Here is a 17,953-nt window from a genome sequence, read left to right as displayed (position 1 = left end):
GGGGGCACACCGGGCGGCGGCGGTCGCCGTGGGCAGCCGGGCAACCGCTAGGCGGAAAGCGGCTCTTCGTGCGTCGCGGCCGCCAGGTCGGGGTAGATGTCGAAGAGACGGCGCACCCCGAGCGCCGCGAGGACCCTGTTGACGTGTGATCCGTCCGCGCCGCCCTGCTCGGGCAGGATGAGTCTCAGCCGGCCCTGACAGGAGCGCATCAGACGGCGCGCGGCGATCAGCACCCCGACGCCGCTGGAGTCGCAGAAGCGCACGTCGGCCAGGTCGAGCACCAGACTGCGGCGGCCGTCGGCGACCGCGTCGTGCACGCGTTGCCGGACCACCGGCGACGTCACCAGGTCCATCTCACCGGAGACCAGGAGGACTGCCCAGTCCCCTTGGTCGGCGTCCTTCACCTTCAGCGTCACGCGCTCGAAGCCCCTTCGCTCGGTCTCTCGTTCCCCGGAACGGACCCTTCCTCGGGTGCGGCTGCCCGACCGCTCCCTCGTGAAACACCACAGCGCCGATCGGCCCTCAACGAGCCTATGCCCAGCTCGAACCCTCAATTCTCCTGGATCCGGTCACACACGCATAACACATCGGCACATTCGCGCACGTACGATCTATAACGATCGGACAATGGTGCGGAACGTGACCGTGGCAATACCATCCGCAGCCGTCACGAGCTCCCCTTTGCCGCAAACGCGTCTGCGGTGTCACACCCGCCGACTACATTCGTAAAGCATGTGACGCCGCGCACAAGCGCGAGCGATCATCAGTACGAGAGCCAACGCGGGACGGCCGGGCGCACGTAAGGAGGGGCAGCATGACGACCGACGCACCACCCAGGTGGGACCGCAAGATGCAGCAGCGGCTCGCGCACGGTGAGGCGGCGGCGCTCGGCGAGCTCTACGACCGCTTCGCCACGCTCGTCCACACCCAGGCCCACCGCGTGCTCGGCGACGAGAGCGGCGCCGACCGCGTCACGCGCGAGGTCTTCGGCTACGTCTGGGAGCACCCCGGCGCCTACGACCCGAAGCAGGGCTCCCTGCGCTCCTGGCTCGCCTCCCTCACCCACCAGCAGGCCGTCGAGCGGCTCCGGCAGGCCCAGAGCGACGGCCGGAGCAGCCCGGAGGAGATCGAGGAGAAGGTCCGCGCGGCCTCCGCCGCCGCCCGCGCCGACTACATCGTCACCTCCATGCCCGCCCCGCTGCGCGCCGCACTGGACCTCGCCTACCTACGCCGCCTCGACTACCGCCAGGCCGCCGCCCAGCTCGGCGTCACCGAGGAGGAGGCCCGCCGCCGGCTGCGGCTCGGGCTGCAACTGCTCTCCACCGCGCACCACGGCCCCCGCGTGACCGCGCCCCGCACGCACGGAGGAGTGCGATGAGCGACGCCGCGGCCGATGCCCGGACGACCCACAAGGTGCTGAAGTCACTGCTCGGTGCCTGGGCGCTGGCCGCCTGCTCCTGCGAGGAGACGGCCGCCGTCGAGGAGCACCTGACCGACTACGCCACCTGCGCGGACGAAGCCGTGCGGCTGCGGGACGCGGTCGCCCTGCTGCACCCCGAGGACAGCCTCGACCTCGACCCGAGGCTGCGCTCCCGGGTGCTCGCCTCCTGCCTGGGGCGCCGCCCGGCCCGCGTCCCCGTGCCGGAGTGGGCCGCGCCGTACGACGCGGAGACGGCCCGGCTCGACGCCCTGCTGCGTGACATCGGCGACGCGGAGTGGCGGGCGCCGGTGCGGCTGAAGTGGTTCGACGGCGAGCGGTCCATGGCCCGCGACCTCACCGCGGCCGCCGTGATCGGCCACCTCATGGCGGTGGACGGCCTCGTCTCCGCCGCGCTCGGCTTCCCGGACCCGCTGGGTCCCGGTGCCACCCGCTCGCCCACGGAGCGCACCGAGGCGCTCTGGGCACAGCAGGCGGCGGCCGGCGCTCCCGGCCGGCACAGCCCCGGCATGGCGCGCGGAGCCTGGCGCGACCAGAGCACGGCGCTGATCCGCGGCGTGTCCTTCGCCGCCGAGGAGGTGTCCGGCCTGCCGGTGTCCTACGGCGCGTTCGGCCTGCCCCTGCGCGACTCCCTCGTCGACCGGGCCTTCGAGTGCTGGGTGCACGCCTCGGACATCGCCGAGGCGGTCGACTATCCCTACGACCCGCCCGCGCCCGCCCACCTCAAGCACATGGTGGGCCTGGCGGCCCGGATGCTGCCCGGCGCACTGGCCGGCCGCCGCCGCGCCGGGCTCGCCCCGCCGGCCCGCACCCTGGTCGCGGCGGGCGCCCCGGGCCGCACGCTCCACCTGGAGGTCGAGGGCAGCGGCGGCGGGCACTGGTACGTCCCGCTGGACTCCCCCGGCGCCCTCGGTTCACCCGAAGGGACGGTCGCCCACGTCGCCCTGGACGGGATCGAGTTCTGCCGGCTGGCCGCGGGCCACATACCCCCGAAGGACGCGGCCGTGGGCCGCACCGGTGACAGCGAGGCGATCGACGACGTCCTTCTGGCCACGGCTTCCCTCTCCCGGCTGTGACGGGAGAGGGGGGCCGCGGGCCCGGGGCTCAGGCGAAGACGACCGTCCGCCGGCCGTTGAGGAGGACGCGGTGCTCGCTGTGCCACTTCACCGCGCGGGCCAGCGCCTGGCACTCCACGTCGCGGCCGATCGCGACCAGCTGGTCGGGCGTGACCTCGTGGCCGACGCGCTCGACCTCCTGCTCGATGATCGGGCCCTCGTCGAGGTCGGCGGTCACGTAGTGCGCGGTGGCACCGATCAGCTTCACACCACGCGCGTGCGCCTGGTGATACGGGCGGGCGCCCTTGAAGCTCGGCAGGAAGGAGTGGTGGATGTTGATGATCTTCCCGGAGAGCACCTTGCACAGGTCGTCCGAGAGCACCTGCATATAGCGCGCCAGCACGACCAGCTCGACGTTCTCCGCCTGCACGAGCTCCAGCAGGCGCGCCTCGGCCTCCGCCTTGTTGTCCTTCGTCACCGGGATGTGGTGGAAGGGGATGCCGTACGAGCCGACGAGCTCGGCGAAGTCGGTGTGGTTGGAGACGACCGCGGCGATCTCGACCGGCAGCGCGCCGATCCGCGAGCGGAACAGCAGGTCGTTGAGGCAGTGCCCGAACTTGGACACCATCAGGACGATGCGCATCTTCTCGTCGGCCCGGTGGATCTGCCAGTCCATCGCGAAGGAGTCACCGATGGCGGCGAAGCTGGCCCGCAGCTTCTCCAGCGTCACCGGCGCGTCCGCACCGAAGTGCACGCGCATGAAGAAGAGCCCGGTGTCTCTGTCGCCGAACTGCTGGCTGTCCTCGATGTTGCAGCCGGTCATGAAGAGATAGCTGGACACCGCGTGCACGATGCCCTTCTTGTCCGGGCAGGAGAGAGTGAGGACGTACTGTTCCGGGGCCCCTTCGGTGACAGGGGACTGCGAGGCGTTCATAGCCCAATAGCGTCGCACACCCGACGCCCCCTCCTGACCGCGCCGGTGGCTGGGCCCGCTCAGCGGGCGCCGGTGGCCAGGGCCAGGACGTCCAGCGAACGGGGCGGGACGTCCGGGTCGTCCCCGTCGTTCGCCGCCAGCCGGACGTGCGCCTCACGGGCGGCCCGGACGGCGTCCGGCCAGCCGTGGTGCTCCAGATACGCCGAGACCGGGGCGTCGGCCCCCACCTGGTGCATGATCCGCAGCACCCGCAGCACGGCGACGTCGACGACGGCCACCTCGGCGGAGTCCCGGAAGATCGTCCCGAGGTACTTCTCGGCCGACCAGTTGTCCAGCCAGGTGTCCTCGACCAGCCGGTAGACGGCGTCGGTGACGTCCCCGAAACCCGCGCGCCCGGCCAGCCAGCACTCCTGCTGGAACACCGGGTCGGAGAGCATGTGCAGCGCGGAGCGTACGTTCACGCGCCAGCGCCACCATGGCATGTCATTGAGCGGCATGCCGTCCATGGTGGTCGAGCGGCGGCCGCGGCGGGGAGACTTCTCCGAAGCTGTCACACGCTCGATCGTACGTTCCCCCTCCGCGCCCCCGGCCGGGGGCCCGTGCCCGGAAGCGGCCCGCCGCTGCTACAGCTGGGTCCACTGGTGCTGGGACAGGTGGTATTTCTTCGCGATCGGGTTCCACAGGTCGGCCGCCTTCTTCTTGGCCGCCGTCGCGTCGCCGCTCGCCTTGTCACCCGCCGCGCTGTCACCCGTCGGCTTGGCGTGGCCCTTGACGCAACCGCCCTTGCCGCCCGCCTGACCCGCCCACGCCGCGTAGTGGGTGTCCGCCGCCGAGGAGGACTGCCACGCCTTCGTCAGCTGGGCCGACAGCTCCGCGTTGTCCGGAAGCTTGTCGATCGAGGTCTGCTGGAGCCGGGTCACCAGGCCGTCACGCTGCTTCGCCGCGTCCCGGAGATCGTTCCCCGACTTGTCGAGGTCCTTGCAGCTGCGGGTCGCGTCGACCGCCCTGATGACGGCGTCACGGCTGTTGTTGCTGTCCTTCAGGAGCGCGTCGAGCGCCTTCGCCTGGGCGAGCGCCGGATCGTCGGCCTTGGCCTCCGGGTCCTTCTTGCCGTCGTCGGCCGCCGGACCGGAGCCGGGCGCGGACGAGCTCGACGCCGCGTTCTGCTGATCGCTCTTGTCGTCGCCACCACCGCTGAGCAGCGCGCCGGCGCCGAGCCCGGCCGCGGCACAGGCCGCGACGACGATCCCGACGATCGCGGCGGTCGGCAGCTTCTTCCCGCGCGGCGGCTGCTGGGGCTGCGGCTGAGGCGGCGGGCCCGCCTGGGGACCGCGCGGCGGCGGCACCTGCCGGTGCGCCTGGGGCGCCTCCGTGGCACCGCTCTCCCGGAACAGCCCGTCGAACTCGGCCGGCGGCGGCCGCTCCCCCGCCTGCGCGAAGGCCGCCCCACCGGCCGGGGGTATGTGCGGGCCGGGCGGAACGGGAGGGCCGGACGACACCGGCGGCAGATACTGCGTGGCGCCGTCGTCGGCCACCGGCGGCAGATACTGCGTCGCGCCCGCCTCCTGCACCGGCGGGAGGTACTGCGTGGCCGCGCCGTTGTCGACCGGCGGCAGATACTGCGGAAGCTCCGGCTCGCCCGACCGCGGCGGAAGGAACCGCGTCGCCTCACCCTGCGGGCTCGCGGGCACGGGCGGCAGGTACTGCGTCGCCGCGGCCGCGGCGTCGGGCAGCGGCCCGCCGCCCACGGGCGGTATGTACCGCGTCGCCTCGTTCGCCGAGGCCGAGTCCTGGACCGGCGGGAGGTACTGCGTGGCCTCCGAGGCGCCCGGCGCCTGGGCGGGCGGCAGCGGCGCGCCCGGCGGCATCTCCGGCGGCAGCGGCGCACGCTGCGCGTCCGGCCCCCAGGGCTGCCCCCACGGCTGCCCCGGCGCCGGAGCCGGGTGCTGATCGGCGCCGCGCCGCTCGGCGGATTCCTGCTGAGCGGGCAGCACAACACCCTCGCGCGGGGCCTGCGCGGGAGGCTGCGGCACGTTTCCCTGTCCGCTCTGCGTCACCGGAACTCCTATTTGTACGGGACTTGGCGTCGCCTCACGCTACCGGGTCGCCGGGCGGCGGTGCCATGTCCGCTGGGTGCGGGGGCCGTGGACGGGTTGCGGCCCGTATTTCCGGTACGGGCCGGTTCACGCCTGCGGCGGGCGGCCTCCGCTCTCCCCCGGCCACCTCCCCCGGACTCCGTCCGGGGCGCCGCGGAGCGCGGCCGATCCGCGTGGTGACCTCGCTCCTCACGTCGAGGGGGACTGCGCGGGTACGCGTTGTCAAGCCGGAGTGCGTGGGGTTGCGGGGTGCCCTACGGTGCTCCCAAGTAGCCAGGAATCATGCGCAGAAGGAGGGGAAGAGTGGACGAGGAGGAGGACCGGCGGCTGCGGGCGATCGCACCGGAGATCTCCCACACCACGATCGGCCTGATGCGAAAGGTCGTCGGGCTCGAACCGGCCGAGCGGGTGCCCGAGGAGGCCATGCGGGTCGCCGACGAGGTGCTCGCCAAACACGGCACGGACGGTCTGCGCGTCCTCATCATGAGCCTGTCGGGATGGATGGCGGTCGGTATCGAGAACGTCGCCCACCTCACCCATCAGACGAACGAGGCCGTGATCGACAGCATCGAACTGACTTGCCTGGAAGCGAATCCTGACGGCTGACGGCTGCGCCGACGGCGGCGGGGCGGGTGGGGCGGCGGGCTTGTTCCCCACCCCGCTCCTCCCGGCGCCGGGCACACGCCTCAGGCCCCGGCTGCGGGTTGGTGGGCGCCTGCGGCGGGCTTGTTCCCCGATCCCGCCCCTTCCCGAAACCGGGGGCAAGCCCCCAGACCCCCACAACTCTGCGCGCCCCGAAACTGGAGCGCTGCCCCGGGCCCCGACCTGCGGGCCGGTTCGCCGCCTGCGGCGGGAGCGCCCTGCGGGCACGTCCTCAAACGCCGGACGGGCTGAAAGAAACGCGTGCGCCCCGGGCTGAAAAGAAACGTCGGGCCCACCCGGACAGCAACGAGCCCCCCAGGCGGGCCGAAAGGGAAGACCGGCGCACCCCGCAGCCCCGCACGCGCCCTCCGGCGGGAGGGGGTGGGGCTGGAGGGTGGGGTTCTGGAACGCGGTGCGAATTCGGGGCACTCAATACGACATGACCCGCACCGCACCGCGTTCCAGGTCCCCAGCCCGGAAGACCCACCCCCGGCACCCACCACACCCAGCCCGGCCGGCGTTTGAGGACGCGCCCGAAGGGCGCTCCCGCCGCAGGCGGCAACGAACCCGCACCCGGCAACCGCGAGCCCGAAGGCCACCCCACCACAAGGCGCAAGCAACCCGCACCGGACAACAAACAACAACCCAGAAGCAGGGGCAGCAGCCTGCCCCTACGCCGCCGCCACCTCCAACCGCGCCCCGAACTCCCGAACCACCGGCTCCTCCCGGTAAGGAGCCAGCCGCTGCTGGAAGTCGTCCAGATACTCCGCCCCCCGGTTGGACCGCAGCGTGCCGAGCAGTTCCAGGGCGCGCGTGCCCGTCGCGCACGCCTCGTCCACGTCGCGCTGCTGCACCTGCGCCGTGGCCAGGAGCAGCATCCCGATGGCGCGGCGCCGCACCCGTCCCTCGGGGTGGCCCGCGATGGCGTCCTCCGCCTGGCGCCGCGCCAGGTCGGCCTGGCCGAGGTCGCGGTGGCAGTGGGCGAGTTCGTCGGCGAGGTAGGCGTGGTCGAAGTGGCGGATCCAGGGCGGATCTTCGCCAGTGCCCTTGCCCGCTTCGGCACCGGCCTGTTCGAGGTGGTTCAGGGCGCGCCCGGCGGCCGTCTGGAAGGCACGCGCGTCCCCCATCAGCGCGTGCCCCCGGGCCTCCGCCGCGCAGAACATCGCTTCGGCGCGCGGGGTGACCTGCCCCCGCGCCCCTTCCTGCGCGGCCTTGGCGAGTTGGGCGATCTCCCGTGGGTTGCCGAGGGACGCGGCGAGGTGGCTCATGCCGGCGGCGAGCACATAGCCGCCGTAACCACGGTCCCCGGCGGCCTGGGCGAGCCGCAGAGCCTGGATGTAGTAGCGCTGCGCGAGCCCCGGCTGGCCGGTGTCGACGGCCATGTAACCGGCGAGCTCGGTCAACCGGGCGACGGCGGCGAAGAGTTCCCGTCCGACGGATTCCCGGTACGAGCCGGCGAGCAGCCCGGAGACGACGCTGTTGAGGTAGTGGACGACGACGGGCCGGACGTGTCCGCTGCCGTAGCGGTGGTCGAGCTCGACGAGGGCGTCCGTGGTCGCGCGTACGGCCTCGACGTCCGAGGCGCCCACGCGGGCCCCGGCGTTGCGCGCGACCTGTGGGTCGGCGCCGGTGATCAGCCAGTCACGGCTGGGCTCGACGAGGGCGGAGGACGCCACGGACGTGCCGCTGAGGAAGTCCCGCCGTCCGACGTCGCTGCGCCACAGCTCGCAGACCTGCTCGATGGCCCCCAGTACGGTCGGGGAGAACTGGAGGCCGACGCCGGACGCGAGGTTCTTGCCGTTGGCCATGCCGATCTCGTCAATCGTGACCGTGCGGCCGAGCTTGCGGCCGAGCGCCTCGGCGATGATGCCGGGTGCGCGGCCGCGGGGTTGCTGGCCACGGAGCCAGCGGGCTACGGATGTTTTGTCGTACCGCAGGTCGAGGCCGTGCTCGGCCCCGCACATGTTGACGCGGCGCGCCAACCCGGCGTTGGAGCAGGCTGCTTCCTGAATGAGTGCTTGCAGCCGTTCGTTCGGCTGCCGCGCCACGAGTGGCCGTGCGGCCATGCTGTACCCCCTGAGACTGCTAAGCGTTCGCGGCTCGCGCCGCGAGGTGCGGAGAAGCTGAGACAGCTGCTGAGAGCGTCTTCCCCTGTGATCTTTGCCCCCTGAATGTCCGGAGAATGCGGACTTAACGGTAATGACAGCAAAGGCGGCAATGGCCAAACAATGACTGCATCGCCCTTTCGCCTCGCAGGTGGCTACCCACCTGCGGCGGGGAACCCGCGCCTGCGCCCCCGTACATGCATCCGTGCGCCCCATGTGCATATCCGACCGCGGCCGACAAGCATGACCCTGAGCCGTAACCCCTCGTGACAAGGGGAGTTGTGAAGGACGTGGAAGAGACCATCGGAGTAGTAGGAGCACCGCTCGTCCCTCAACAGCGCGGCGAGCGGCTGCTGGACGCGGCTGTCCGGTACGCGGAAGAACGGCACTGGGACGTCTTCGCCGGCACCTGGCTGGAGGCCGAGGAGGGGCGGGAGCGCTGCTCGTGCGGCGAACTGGGCTGCCCCGCCCCGGGTGCGCACCCCGCCCGCCCCGACTGGGCGACCCAGGCCACCGGGAGCGCCGTCGCCGCCCGCCGGATGTGGGCGCGGCAGCCCGGCTCCTCGGTCCTGCTGCCGACGGGGCGCACGTTCGACGCGCTGGACGTGCCGGACACCGCCGGGTGCCTGGCGCTCGCCCGCATGGAGCGCATGGGCACCCCGCTCGGCCCCGTCACCTGCACGCCGTACGGACGGATGCTGTTCTTCGTGCTGCCCGGTGGGGCGTTGAAGGTCGGCGATCTCGCGCGGAAGCTCGGCTGGCACCCCTCCACGCTCGATCTGGTCGCACGGGGTGAAGGGGATTACGTCGTCGCCCCGCCGACCCGCATGGGGTCGCGCGGCTCGGTGCTCTGGGCGCGCGAACCCACCGCCGCCAACCGCTGGCTCCCCGACGCCGAGGAGCTGGTCAGCTCGCTGGCGTACGCGTGCGGGCGGGACGCGGCGGACGCCCGGCGCAGGTGAGGTCTCCCGTTCCGCGACCGTGCCGGGCGGCGGTCAGGAAGCCTCCGCGACATGCCCGTCCGGCCGCACGAGCAGGGTCACCGGGAGCGCGTCGGCCCGGGTGACCGTGGTGACGTCCGGCTCGGTCCCGGTCTTCGCGCCGCGCGGCAGGACGCGGACGTGCCGTCCGGCGCGCAGCGCTTCGTAGAGCCTGGACGGGCCGACGGCGGGCTCGGCCAGCGGCAGGTCGGGGGCGCGGCGGCCGGTCAGCGGGTGGGCCCCGGGCGGGGCGGGGTAGTCGATGCCGATGCCGGACACCAGGCGCGCGCTGCGGTCGAGGGCGAAGGGCAGGACTCCGACGGCATCGGCCGCGACGTCGCGCAGGGCGCGGGCGGCGGGTGAGCCGAGGAGCGCGGCGTGCAGGATGGCGCCGCTGAGGCGGAGGGTCAGCTTGCCCACCGGGTGGCGTTCGTCGTGATAGCTGTCGAGCAGCGCGCTCTCCGCCCGGCCCTGGAGGACGGCGGCGAGCTTCCAGCCGAGATTGGCGGCGTCCTGGATGCCCGCGTTCATCCCCATGCCCCCGGCGGGCGAGTGGACGTGCGCGGCGTCGCCCGCGAGGAGGACCCGGCCGTCGCGGTAGCGCGGCACCTGCCGCTCGTCGCTGTGGAATCGCGAGGTCCAACGGACGTCGTGCATCCCGAAGTCGGTGCCGAACGCGTCCCGGGTGACGGCCCGCAGATTCTCCATGTCGACGGGGGCGTCCGAGGGGAGATCGCTGCCGCGCTCCCAGGCGATGGCGCGGTACCACCCGTCACCGAACGGCACCAGGAACGCGAAGCCACCGGCCCCGGCCTCGAAGGCGGGCAGCCCGGCGGGCTCGGTGTCGACGCGGACGTCCGCGAGCATCACGGACCGCAGCACGGCCTTTCCCGGGAAGGGCATCCCCAGCGCCTTCCGCACGGCGCTGCGCACCCCGTCGGCCCCCACCGCATACGCCGCGCGCAGCCGGCTCTCGGCCTCCCTCTCGCGTATGTCCACCTCCACGCCGTCGGCGTCCTGGCGGAGGCCGGTCACCTCGGCGCCCCGCCTGATCACCGCGCCGAGGGCGAGGGCGCGCTCCTCCAGGACGCGCTCCGTCTCGTACTGCGGGGTCAGCAGCACGCCCGGGAAGCGGGTGGGCAGCCGGGAGAGGTCGACCCGGGCCCGGCCGAAGAAGCGCAGGGAGGAGGTGAACACCCCTGTTTCCAGGAGCCGTTCGGCGATGCCCCGGGCGTCGAACTGCTCCAGGGTGCGCGCGTGCACCGCGAACGCCCTGGTCAGATTGGACTCCTCGGCCCGCCGCTCCAGCAGCGTGACCCGCACTCCGGCGGCGGCGAGATCCCCCGCGAGCAGCAGGCCGGTGGGACCGGCACCGACGACGAGGACGTCGGCGGACAGGGACGCGGACGACAGCTGGGAGGACATGGCATCTCCTCGGTGTGCACGGTCAGTGCTCGGTGAGCCGTACTTCCAGTGGACACCTCGCACCCGAATTATGTCAACGCTTGTTGAATTCCTTGCGTGAGGACCGGCCAAGCCCGCGCGAGGACCGGCCGAGGGGGCGCCCGGCTACGCCGGGAGCGCCGTCTCCAGAAAGCGCTCGACCTCGCGCCGCCAGGCGTCCGGCTGGTCGTAGTGCACGAAGTGCCCCGCGTCGTGGATCTCCGCGTAGGCCCCGCGCGGGAGCACGCGCACCATCTCGTGGGCCTCGGCCCGGCCCAGCTCGCCGTCGAGCCCGCGGACGACCAGCGTCGGGCACTGCACCAGCGCGAGGTCCTCCCAGTGCGCGTCGCGTGCGTACGTCTCGCGGGCGAGCAGCATCTGGCGGCGGGAGAAGACCGGGCGCCAGCCGTCCGAGCGCTCCGCCATCACCTCGGCGTAGAAATCGCCGCGGGCCGGCTTGGGGCGCTCCAGGGCCGGGTCGTCCTCCCCGAACCACTTGCGGACGTCCGCGAGCGTGGCGAAGGGCACCGGCCAGGACTTGAACCACTCACCCCACTCGCGCCGCCCGGCGACCCCCAGCGCGGAGGCCCGCATCTCGCAGATCACCAGGGCCCGCACCAGATCGGGGCGGCGGGCGGCGAGCTGCCAGGCGACGAGGGCGCCCATGGCGTGGCCGACGAGGGTGACGGGCGCGAGCCCGAGCTGCTCGACGGCGGCCTGGGCGTCCGCGACATACGCCTCGCGGGTGAAGGGGCCGTCGACGGGGCGCTCGCTGCGGCCGTGGCCCCGCAGGTCGAGCGCGACCGCGCGATGGCGGGTGGAGAGCCAGCGGGCGGTCTCCGCCCAGTGCGCGGCGCGGCCCATCAGGCCGTGGAGCAGCAGCACCGCGCCCTCCGGGCCGCCCTCCGCCTTCGGCGGGTCCGCGAACTCCCAGGCGGCGAGCCGAACTCCGCCGCCTCCACTCACGTCGATACGCCGCGCCATGAGCCTGGCACCCCCTTTTCTCCCCCGATCAGCTCCACTGTATAGAACTGGTATTCGAACACTCGGCTGTCGCGTACAACACCCCTCGTTCGAGTGACCTTGCTGAAGGGTTGACCGGCGGTGCCCAGGGGAGTAATCGACCTGGGCGTGGACCGCTCGGGGAAGAGGGTCCACGGGGCGGACCCTGGGAGCTCGGGGCTCCGGGTCGCCACGGGGGTGCATGGGGAGGCAGGGCCCCGGCTGCTCGTGAGAGCGCCGGGGCCCTCGCCATCTCCGGCCACCGACCCCATCGCAGCCCCTCCCAGGACGACGGCGCACCGCGCATATGCGTCAGCGCCAGCGTGGCATGAGGCGGGGCGCTTTGCGCCCTATACCGGGAGTCCGGGCCGGAGTTGACCGCGCCGCCCGCGGCGGGCCGGGGGCTCGGCGTCGCGGAGTGGAGCAGAGCGCCCTTGGGGGTCCCCAACGGGCCGGAAGCGCGGACCCGCAGGCCACGAACCCACGATCCGCGCACTCCGGCACCCCCGGCCCCGCAGGTGACGAACGGGCAGTCCGCGCAAAAGAAGGGGCACAGGCGGCACCCCGGCCGCCGCCGCCGGAACTACCGCTTCGCCACGAACACGTGCGTGGCGATGTCCGCCTCCAGCTCCGCCGCCTCGCCGCCGCTGCCGACGAGCACGCCGCCCGCGGACTCCGTCACGCTGACGACCGCGCCCGGCTGCACGCCCGCCCGGCGCAGCGTGTACATCAGCTGGGGGTCCGTCTGGATGGGCTCGCCGATGCGGCGGACGACGACGGTCTTGCCCTCGCTGCCCGGCTCCAGGTCCATCAGGCTGACCATGCCGTCGTTGAGGAAGGGGTCCGGCTCGGGCCGCTCGCCCAGCTCCTCCAGGCCCGGGATGGGGTTGCCGTACGGCGACTCCGTGGGGTGGCGCAGCAGCTCCAGCACGCGCCGCTCCACCGCCTCGCTCATCACGTGCTCCCAGCGGCACGCCTCGGCGTGCACCTGCTCCCACTCCAGGCCGATCACGTCGACGAGCAGGCACTCCGCGAGCCGGTGCTTGCGCATGACGCGCGTGGCCAGCCGGCGGCCCTCCTCGGTGAGCTCCAGGTGCCGGTCGCCCGCGACCGAGACCAGACCGTCACGCTCCATGCGGGCCACCGTCTGGCTCACCGTCGGGCCGCTCTGGTCGAGCCGCTCGGCGATGCGGGCACGCATGGGGACCACACCCTCCTCCTCGAGCTCGAGAATGGTGCGGAGATACATCTCCGTGGTGTCGATCAAACCGGACATGCGTGCCCCTTGATAAGTCGTGCGCTGGCCCCGGACTCAATTCTGACGCATATCGCTGACAACGGTGCCGCGGACGGCGACGCCCGCCGCCGTCGTATTGACAGGGCCCAGGTCCAGACCGCAACGTGATCCGCGCCACGAGCGTACGCCCAGACCGTACGCGCCACCGGATCCCTAGCTAAGGAGCCCCGCAGCGATGAGCGAGAACAAGCTGGCCGGGCAGTTCTTCGACGCCGCGATCGGGCTTCTCCAGCGGGTGCGCGACGAGGAGGCGGAGCACATCGCCACCGCGGGGTCGATGCTGGCCGACGCCGTGGCGGCCGGGGGCCGGATCTTCGTCTTCGGCGCCGGGCACTCCTCGCTGCCCGCCCAGGACGTCGTCTACCGCGCGGGCGGCCTCGCCCTGGTCAACCTGCTCGCCGTGCCCGGTGTCATCGGCCTCGACGTCATGCCCGCCACCCTCGGCAGCGCGCTGGAGCGGGTCGACGGCCTCGCCGGCGCGGTGCTGGACACGAGCCCCGCGCAGGCCGGTGACGTGCTGATCGTCATCTCGCTGTCGGGCCGCAACTCACTGCCCGTGGAAATGGCCATGAACGCCCGCGCGCTCGGGCTCCGCGTCGTCGGCGTCACGTCGCTCTCCTACGCCGAGCACACCCGGTCGCGGCACACGTCGGGGACGTTCCTCAAGGACCACTGCGACCTCGTCATCGACAGCAAGATCGGGATCGGGGACGCGGAGCTGACCGCCGACGGCATCGCCGCGCCCTTCGGCCCGGCGTCCACCGTGGTCACGAGCGCGCTGATGCAGGCCGTCGTCGCCAGTGCCGCGGGGGCGCTCGCCGAGCGGGGTATCGACCCGCCGATGCTCCGCTCCGGGAACGTCGACGGGGGCCACGAGTGGAACGGCCGCGTCATGGACGAGTACGGCGACCGCATCTTCTTCCGGCACTGACCGCTCCGCTCCCCCGCTCCGGCCCTCCGCTCTAACCCCCCGTCGCCACCGCCAGGTCGACCGAGGCCGCCACCCGTGAGGCGATGTCCTCCGCGTACGTCGCGTCCGCCCTGTCGAACGGCCGCCGGGACGGGCCGCGGAGGAAGGTGACCACGCCCACTGTCCGGCCCCGGCTGCGCAGGGGCGTCGCCAGGGCGTGCAGCGTGCCGTCCGGCCACTTGCGCGCCGCCGCCCACCCCTCCGAGCAGTCCGAGACGGCCCGTACGGAACCGCAGCGTTCGACCGCCTGGAGCGCCGGGTGGCCCTCCGCGTACGGCACCGGGATGCCGCCCCGGACCGTCGCCGGGGAGGCGGCCGGGCCGGGCGTACCGGACGGCGTGGCCGCGGCCCGTACGACTCTGACCGGCTCGCTCGGGGTCGCCTCCGGCTCCGGCAGCAGGTCGACCAGGGCGTGGTCGGCGAAGCCGGCGAGCGCGAAGTCCAGATAGAGGGTGGCGGCCTCCATCGGGTCCTCGCACTCGGCGACCGCCCGGCCCGCGCGGTGCAACTGGCTGCTGCGGAAGCGCAGTCGCGCGCTGTCCTGCTCGGTCAGCCGGGCCGCCGTCACGTCCATGAACAGCCACGCCACCCCCAGCGGCACCGGCTCCTCCGCCAGCGGCGAGGCCAGCCGCAGGAAGCCGCTGCGCCAGCAGCGCCGCTCGGGCGGGGCCCCGCCCTGGTCGCGCAGGGTCACCCAGAGGTCGGTGGGGGCGGACGGGGCGCCGGCGGCCAGTACGTGCTGGAGGGCGCCCTCGATCTCCTCCACGCCCTGGTCGAGCAGCTCACCGAGGGGGCGCCCCAGCAAGGCCGTGCGCCCCGAGCGCAGGGCGCGCGCCGCGTGCGCGTTGGCGAGCGCCGGGCGCAGGTCGGCGTCCACAAGGACCACGCCCCACGACGCGTCCCCGAACAGCGCCTCGCTCAGCGCGATCGACCGCTCCAGGTCGATCTGCGTGTGCACCTCGCTGAAGGCGCAGTACGCGCCCGCGGGCCTGCCGTCCGCGCCGGGCACCGCCGACAGCTGCGTACGCACGAGGACCCGCCCGCCGTCCTTGGTCAGCAGCGCGAACTCGTGCACCTGGCGGCCGTGCGCCCGCATCGCGGCCGTCAGCCGCGCGGTGACCTCCTCGGCGTCCGCCGTGCGCACCGCCCAGCCGGCCAGCCCGTGCCGCCCGACGGCCTCGGACGCGGTCCAGCCCAGTATCCGCTCGGCCTCGCGGTTCCAGTGGGTGACCGTGCCGTCGGCGTCGAACGCGCACAGGGCCGCGTCCATCCCGTCGAGGAGCGCGGCCAGGAGATCCGAGTCGTCGCAGTCGGCGCCGGGGGCGGAACCGGGCCCGGGGCCGGCGAGTGCTTCCGGGCGGACCGGCCCGGACTGGTGTGGTGCGGTCACGAGGTACCCCCAGCTGGACGCGTCTGCATGTCCTGCACGACGGGTCATTCAACTCGACCGTGCTGGGCACCACACCGTCTTCGGGGAAATCGTTGCCCACAGGAAATTGGGTTGTGGGTCCCCGGCACGCTTCCTAGGGTGGTGCGCACACGAGAAGGGAGGTGGTTCGGGACATGATTTCAGTCCGGACGCGTGAGGTGACTGCGGGCTAGCGCCCGTCGTCGCGCACAGCGCAACGCCGGCTCCGCCGGCCAATCCCAAGCAGTCACCCGATCCGTGGGCTGCCGAGTCGTCCGCTCGGCGCTCGTCGTCATGACGAGCAGTGGCCCACGGATCGCTGCGTTTTCCGGCTCCCTCCGGCGGCGTCCTTAACGAGGCTCTCACGGGCAGAGCCGCTCCACTCGCCAGAGGCCGTCCGCCAGGACATATCGCAGGCGGTCGTGCAGCCTGTTCTCGCGGCCCTGCCAGAATTCCACCGATTCCGCGGCCACCCGGAATCCGCCCCACCCGGTGGGCACCGGCACCGGTTCGCCCTCCGGATAGCGTGCGGCCAGTCGCTCGTACGCCGCGTCGATCTCCGCGCGCGAGCCGACGACCGCCGACTGGGAACTCGCCCACGCGCCGAGCTGCGAGCCGTGCGGCCGGGAGTGGAAATACGCGGCGGTCTCCTCCGGGTCCACCCGCCGCGCGGTGCCCGTCACGATGACCTGCCGGGCGAGCGGGTGCCAGGGGAAGAGCAGGCAGACGTGCGGATTTCCGTCGATCTCACCGGCCTTGCGCGAGCCGTAGTTGGTGTAGAAGACGAAACCGCGCTCGTCGTAGCCCTTGAGGAGCACGGTCCGCGCGCTGGGCCGTCCTTCGGCGTCCGCGGTCGACAGGACCATGGCGTTGGGTTCCTGGAGCCCGCTCGCGAACGCCTCGGCGAACCAGGCGGCGAACTGCTCGTACGGGCCTGTGGCCAGGTCCGTCTCCAGCAGGCCCCGGGAGCCGTACTGCTCGCGCATGCCGGCGGGATCGAGGGCGCCCGCGTGGAACTCCGGCGGGCGGAACTCCGGTGTGGGGAACTCATCGGGAAGGGTCACGCGCTCATCTTGCAACACCGGCCCTCTTCGCCCACTCGGGCGTAGCCGATCAGTCTGCCCTTCGCGTTCCCTTCGGACCCCGCGATCGCGGAATTCCGCGGTGTGCCGGACATCACCCTTCCCCGCGTCTGTCCGGACACCTCAAAATCGCAGGGCGGGAGGCTGTGGGACCCGCACATCACCAGCTATCGTGTCCGGCCTGAATCCGGGTACCCGGCGCCCGCGAAGGCCGGGCGCGGAACCGGGTGAAAGACAGCCGCACGGGGCATGACCCGGGTTGACCGATCCGGACCGCGAGCCGCGCCGAGCGGCCGCGTAACCGGCCCGGACCCGCTCGTCGCACACATCATGAGGAGCCGCCTGATGTCCGACTTCGTACCCGGACTCGAAGGAGTCGTCGCGTTCGAGACGGAGATCGCAGAACCCGACAAGGAAGGCGGCTCGCTCCGCTACCGCGGTGTGGACATCGAGGACCTGGTCGGTCAGGTGTCCTTCGGGAACGTCTGGGGTCTGCTGGTCGACGGTTCGTTCAACCCCGGTCTGCCGCCCGCCGAGCCGTTCCCGATCCCCGTGCACTCCGGTGACATCCGGGTCGACGTGCAGTCGGCGCTGGCGATGCTCGCCCCCGTCTGGGGCCTCAAGCCCCTCCTCGACATCGACGAGGCGACCGCCCGCGACAACCTCGCCCGCGCCGCCGTCATGGCGCTCTCCTACGTCGCCCAGTCGGCGCGCGGGCAGGGCCTGCCGATGGTCCCGCAGCGGGAGATCGACAAAGCGGAGACGATCGTGGAGCGCTTCATGAAGCGCTGGCGCGGCGAGCCCGACCCACGGCACGTCAAGGCCGTCGACGCGTACTGGACCTCCGCGGCCGAACACGGCATGAACGCCTCGACGTTCACCGCCCGCGTCATCGCGTCGACCGGCGCGGACGTCGCCGCCGCCCTGTCCGGCGCGGTCGGCGCGATGTCCGGCCCGCTGCACGGCGGGGCGCCGTCCCGGGTGCTCGGCATGATCGAGGAGATCGAGCGCACGGGCGACGCGACGGCGTACGTCAAACAGGCCCTGGACCAGGGTGAGCGCCTCATGGGCTTCGGCCACCGCGTCTACCGCGCGGAGGACCCCCGCGCCCGCGTCCTGCGGCGCACGGCCAAGGAGTTGGCCGCGCCCCGCTTCGAGGTCGCCGAGGCGCTGGAGAAGGCGGCCCTGGAGGAGCTCCACAACCGCCGCCCGGACCGGGTGCTGGCCACGAACGTCGAGTTCTGGGCCGCGATCGTGCTGGACTTCGCGGAGGTCCCGGCGCACATGTTCACGTCGATGTTCACCTGCGCCCGCACGGCGGGCTGGAGCGCGCACATCCTCGAACAGAAGCGGACGGGCCGCCTGGTCCGCCCGTCGGCCCGCTACGTGGGCCCCGGCCCCCGCAACCCCCGCGAGATCTCGGGCTACGCCGACATCCCGGCGGTACAAAACTGACTCCCGGCCCCCCGGGCCCGCGCGGCGGGTCCGGGGGCTTCGTGGG

General features: G+C 73.0%; 16 protein-coding genes. 6 read left to right on the top strand and 10 right to left on the bottom strand.

Features of this window, described 5'->3' with window-relative positions; translation table 11 throughout:
* Positions 1 to 47: 47 nt before the first annotated feature.
* On the bottom strand, positions 48 to 416 hold the full coding sequence (locus ACZ4A5_RS22865) for an STAS domain-containing protein (protein WP_467587094.1): 369 nt from the start codon (positions 414 to 416) through the stop codon (positions 48 to 50).
* 398 nt (positions 417 to 814) lie between these two features.
* Between ACZ4A5_RS22865 and ACZ4A5_RS22860 the strand changes: the two genes are divergently transcribed.
* Both ACZ4A5_RS22860 and ACZ4A5_RS22855 read left to right on the top strand, forming a co-directional pair.
* A complete protein-coding gene (locus ACZ4A5_RS22860) occupies positions 815 to 1,378 on the top strand; it encodes a sigma-70 family RNA polymerase sigma factor (RefSeq protein ID WP_467587091.1) in 564 nt (187 codons plus the stop codon).
* Positions 1,375 to 2,514: a maleylpyruvate isomerase N-terminal domain-containing protein gene (locus ACZ4A5_RS22855; RefSeq protein WP_467587087.1), complete on the top strand. Its 1,140-nt coding sequence runs from the start codon at positions 1,375 to 1,377 to the stop codon at positions 2,512 to 2,514. Before ACZ4A5_RS22860 ends, ACZ4A5_RS22855 begins: the two co-directional genes overlap by 4 nt.
* Before the next feature lie 28 nt (positions 2,515 to 2,542).
* Here the strand turns inward: ACZ4A5_RS22855 and purU are convergent, their stop codons facing one another.
* The 3 genes from purU to ACZ4A5_RS22840 all read right to left on the bottom strand — a co-directional run bounded on the left by purU (position 2,543) and on the right by ACZ4A5_RS22840 (position 5,484).
* On the bottom strand, positions 2,543 to 3,427 hold the full coding sequence (gene purU, locus ACZ4A5_RS22850) for a formyltetrahydrofolate deformylase (RefSeq protein ID WP_398868103.1): 885 nt from the start codon (positions 3,425 to 3,427) through the stop codon (positions 2,543 to 2,545).
* 59 nt (positions 3,428 to 3,486) lie between these two features.
* A complete protein-coding gene (locus ACZ4A5_RS22845; protein WP_467587180.1) occupies positions 3,487 to 3,933 on the bottom strand; it encodes an SCO4402 family protein in 447 nt (148 codons plus the stop codon).
* Between the two features lie 117 nt (positions 3,934 to 4,050).
* A complete protein-coding gene (locus ACZ4A5_RS22840) occupies positions 4,051 to 5,484 on the bottom strand; it encodes a hypothetical protein (RefSeq protein ID WP_467587082.1) in 1,434 nt (477 codons plus the stop codon).
* A 342-nt stretch (positions 5,485 to 5,826) separates the two neighbouring features.
* Here ACZ4A5_RS22840 and ACZ4A5_RS22835 point away from each other — a divergent pair, with 342 nt between their 5' ends.
* Positions 5,827 to 6,129 carry a hypothetical protein gene (locus tag ACZ4A5_RS22835; protein WP_116213435.1) on the top strand — a complete coding sequence of 101 codons (303 nt, stop codon included), beginning with the start codon at positions 5,827 to 5,829 and terminating at the stop codon, positions 6,127 to 6,129.
* 707 nt (positions 6,130 to 6,836) lie between these two features.
* Here ACZ4A5_RS22835 and ACZ4A5_RS22830 read toward each other — a convergent pair.
* The gene (locus ACZ4A5_RS22830; protein WP_467587079.1) at positions 6,837 to 8,231 is read right to left on the bottom strand and encodes a transcriptional regulator; all 1,395 of its coding nucleotides are present in this window, start codon (positions 8,229 to 8,231) and stop codon (positions 6,837 to 6,839) included.
* A gap of 329 nt (positions 8,232 to 8,560) precedes the next feature.
* On the opposite strand from ACZ4A5_RS22830, the gene ACZ4A5_RS22825 reads away from it, so the two are divergent.
* Positions 8,561 to 9,232, top strand: coding sequence for a bifunctional DNA primase/polymerase (locus tag ACZ4A5_RS22825; protein ID WP_390752581.1), 672 nt, complete (start codon positions 8,561 to 8,563; stop codon positions 9,230 to 9,232).
* Between the two features lie 33 nt (positions 9,233 to 9,265).
* Here ACZ4A5_RS22825 and ACZ4A5_RS22820 read toward each other — a convergent pair whose 3' ends face one another.
* The 3 genes from ACZ4A5_RS22820 to ACZ4A5_RS22810 all read right to left on the bottom strand — a co-directional run bounded on the left by ACZ4A5_RS22820 (position 9,266) and on the right by ACZ4A5_RS22810 (position 12,971).
* Complete coding sequence (locus ACZ4A5_RS22820) at positions 9,266 to 10,675, bottom strand: FAD-dependent monooxygenase (protein ID WP_467587075.1); 1,410 nt, start codon at positions 10,673 to 10,675, stop codon at positions 9,266 to 9,268.
* Between the two features lie 144 nt (positions 10,676 to 10,819).
* Entirely contained in the window at positions 10,820 to 11,677 is an 858-nt protein-coding gene (locus tag ACZ4A5_RS22815) for an alpha/beta fold hydrolase (RefSeq protein ID WP_467587069.1), read from the bottom strand.
* A 601-nt stretch (positions 11,678 to 12,278) separates the two neighbouring features.
* Positions 12,279 to 12,971 carry a metal-dependent transcriptional regulator gene (locus ACZ4A5_RS22810; protein ID WP_398868108.1) on the bottom strand — a complete coding sequence of 231 codons (693 nt, stop codon included), beginning with the start codon at positions 12,969 to 12,971 and terminating at the stop codon, positions 12,279 to 12,281.
* 196 nt (positions 12,972 to 13,167) lie between these two features.
* Here ACZ4A5_RS22810 and ACZ4A5_RS22805 point away from each other — a divergent pair, with 196 nt between their 5' ends.
* Positions 13,168 to 13,923, top strand: a complete 756-nt coding sequence (locus ACZ4A5_RS22805) for an SIS domain-containing protein (protein WP_467587059.1) — start codon at positions 13,168 to 13,170, stop codon at positions 13,921 to 13,923.
* 31 nt (positions 13,924 to 13,954) lie between these two features.
* On the opposite strand, the gene ACZ4A5_RS22800 is transcribed toward ACZ4A5_RS22805, so the two are convergent.
* A complete protein-coding gene (locus tag ACZ4A5_RS22800; RefSeq protein WP_467587054.1) occupies positions 13,955 to 15,352 on the bottom strand; it encodes a PAS domain-containing protein in 1,398 nt (465 codons plus the stop codon).
* A 380-nt stretch (positions 15,353 to 15,732) separates the two neighbouring features.
* Positions 15,733 to 16,356, bottom strand: a complete 624-nt coding sequence (gene pdxH / locus ACZ4A5_RS22795) for a pyridoxamine 5'-phosphate oxidase (protein WP_467587176.1) — start codon at positions 16,354 to 16,356, stop codon at positions 15,733 to 15,735.
* A 441-nt stretch (positions 16,357 to 16,797) separates the two neighbouring features.
* Between pdxH and ACZ4A5_RS22790 the strand changes: the two genes are divergently transcribed.
* Positions 16,798 to 17,907, top strand: a complete 1,110-nt coding sequence (locus ACZ4A5_RS22790; RefSeq protein ID WP_467587049.1) for a citrate synthase 2 — start codon at positions 16,798 to 16,800, stop codon at positions 17,905 to 17,907.
* Positions 17,908 to 17,953 lie beyond the last annotated feature (46 nt).

It is taken from the genome of Streptomyces sp. NPDC025618 (assembly GCF_055558795.1).
Note: the sequence above shows the minus strand (reverse complement) of the source record. Positions and strands in the feature narration are given on the sequence as shown.

Coding starts and splice junctions, on each gene's coding strand:
- ACZ4A5_RS22860 (WP_467587091.1), top strand. CDS start 815: ATGACGACCGACGCACCACCCAGGTGGGACCGCAAGATGCAGCAGCGG.
- ACZ4A5_RS22855 (WP_467587087.1), top strand. CDS start 1,375: ATGAGCGACGCCGCGGCCGATGCCCGGACGACCCACAAGGTGCTGAAG.
- purU (WP_398868103.1), bottom strand. CDS start 3,427: ATGAACGCCTCGCAGTCCCCTGTCACCGAAGGGGCCCCGGAACAGTAC.
- ACZ4A5_RS22845 (WP_467587180.1), bottom strand. CDS start 3,933: ATGGACGGCATGCCGCTCAATGACATGCCATGGTGGCGCTGGCGCGTG.
- ACZ4A5_RS22830 (WP_467587079.1), bottom strand. CDS start 8,231: ATGGCCGCACGGCCACTCGTGGCGCGGCAGCCGAACGAACGGCTGCAA.
- ACZ4A5_RS22820 (WP_467587075.1), bottom strand. CDS start 10,675: ATGTCCTCCCAGCTGTCGTCCGCGTCCCTGTCCGCCGACGTCCTCGTC.
- ACZ4A5_RS22815 (WP_467587069.1), bottom strand. CDS start 11,677: ATGGCGCGGCGTATCGACGTGAGTGGAGGCGGCGGAGTTCGGCTCGCC.
- ACZ4A5_RS22810 (WP_398868108.1), bottom strand. CDS start 12,971: ATGTCCGGTTTGATCGACACCACGGAGATGTATCTCCGCACCATTCTC.
- ACZ4A5_RS22805 (WP_467587059.1), top strand. CDS start 13,168: ATGAGCGAGAACAAGCTGGCCGGGCAGTTCTTCGACGCCGCGATCGGG.
- pdxH (WP_467587176.1), bottom strand. CDS start 16,356: ATGCGCGAGCAGTACGGCTCCCGGGGCCTGCTGGAGACGGACCTGGCC.
- ACZ4A5_RS22790 (WP_467587049.1), top strand. CDS start 16,798: ATGTCCGACTTCGTACCCGGACTCGAAGGAGTCGTCGCGTTCGAGACG.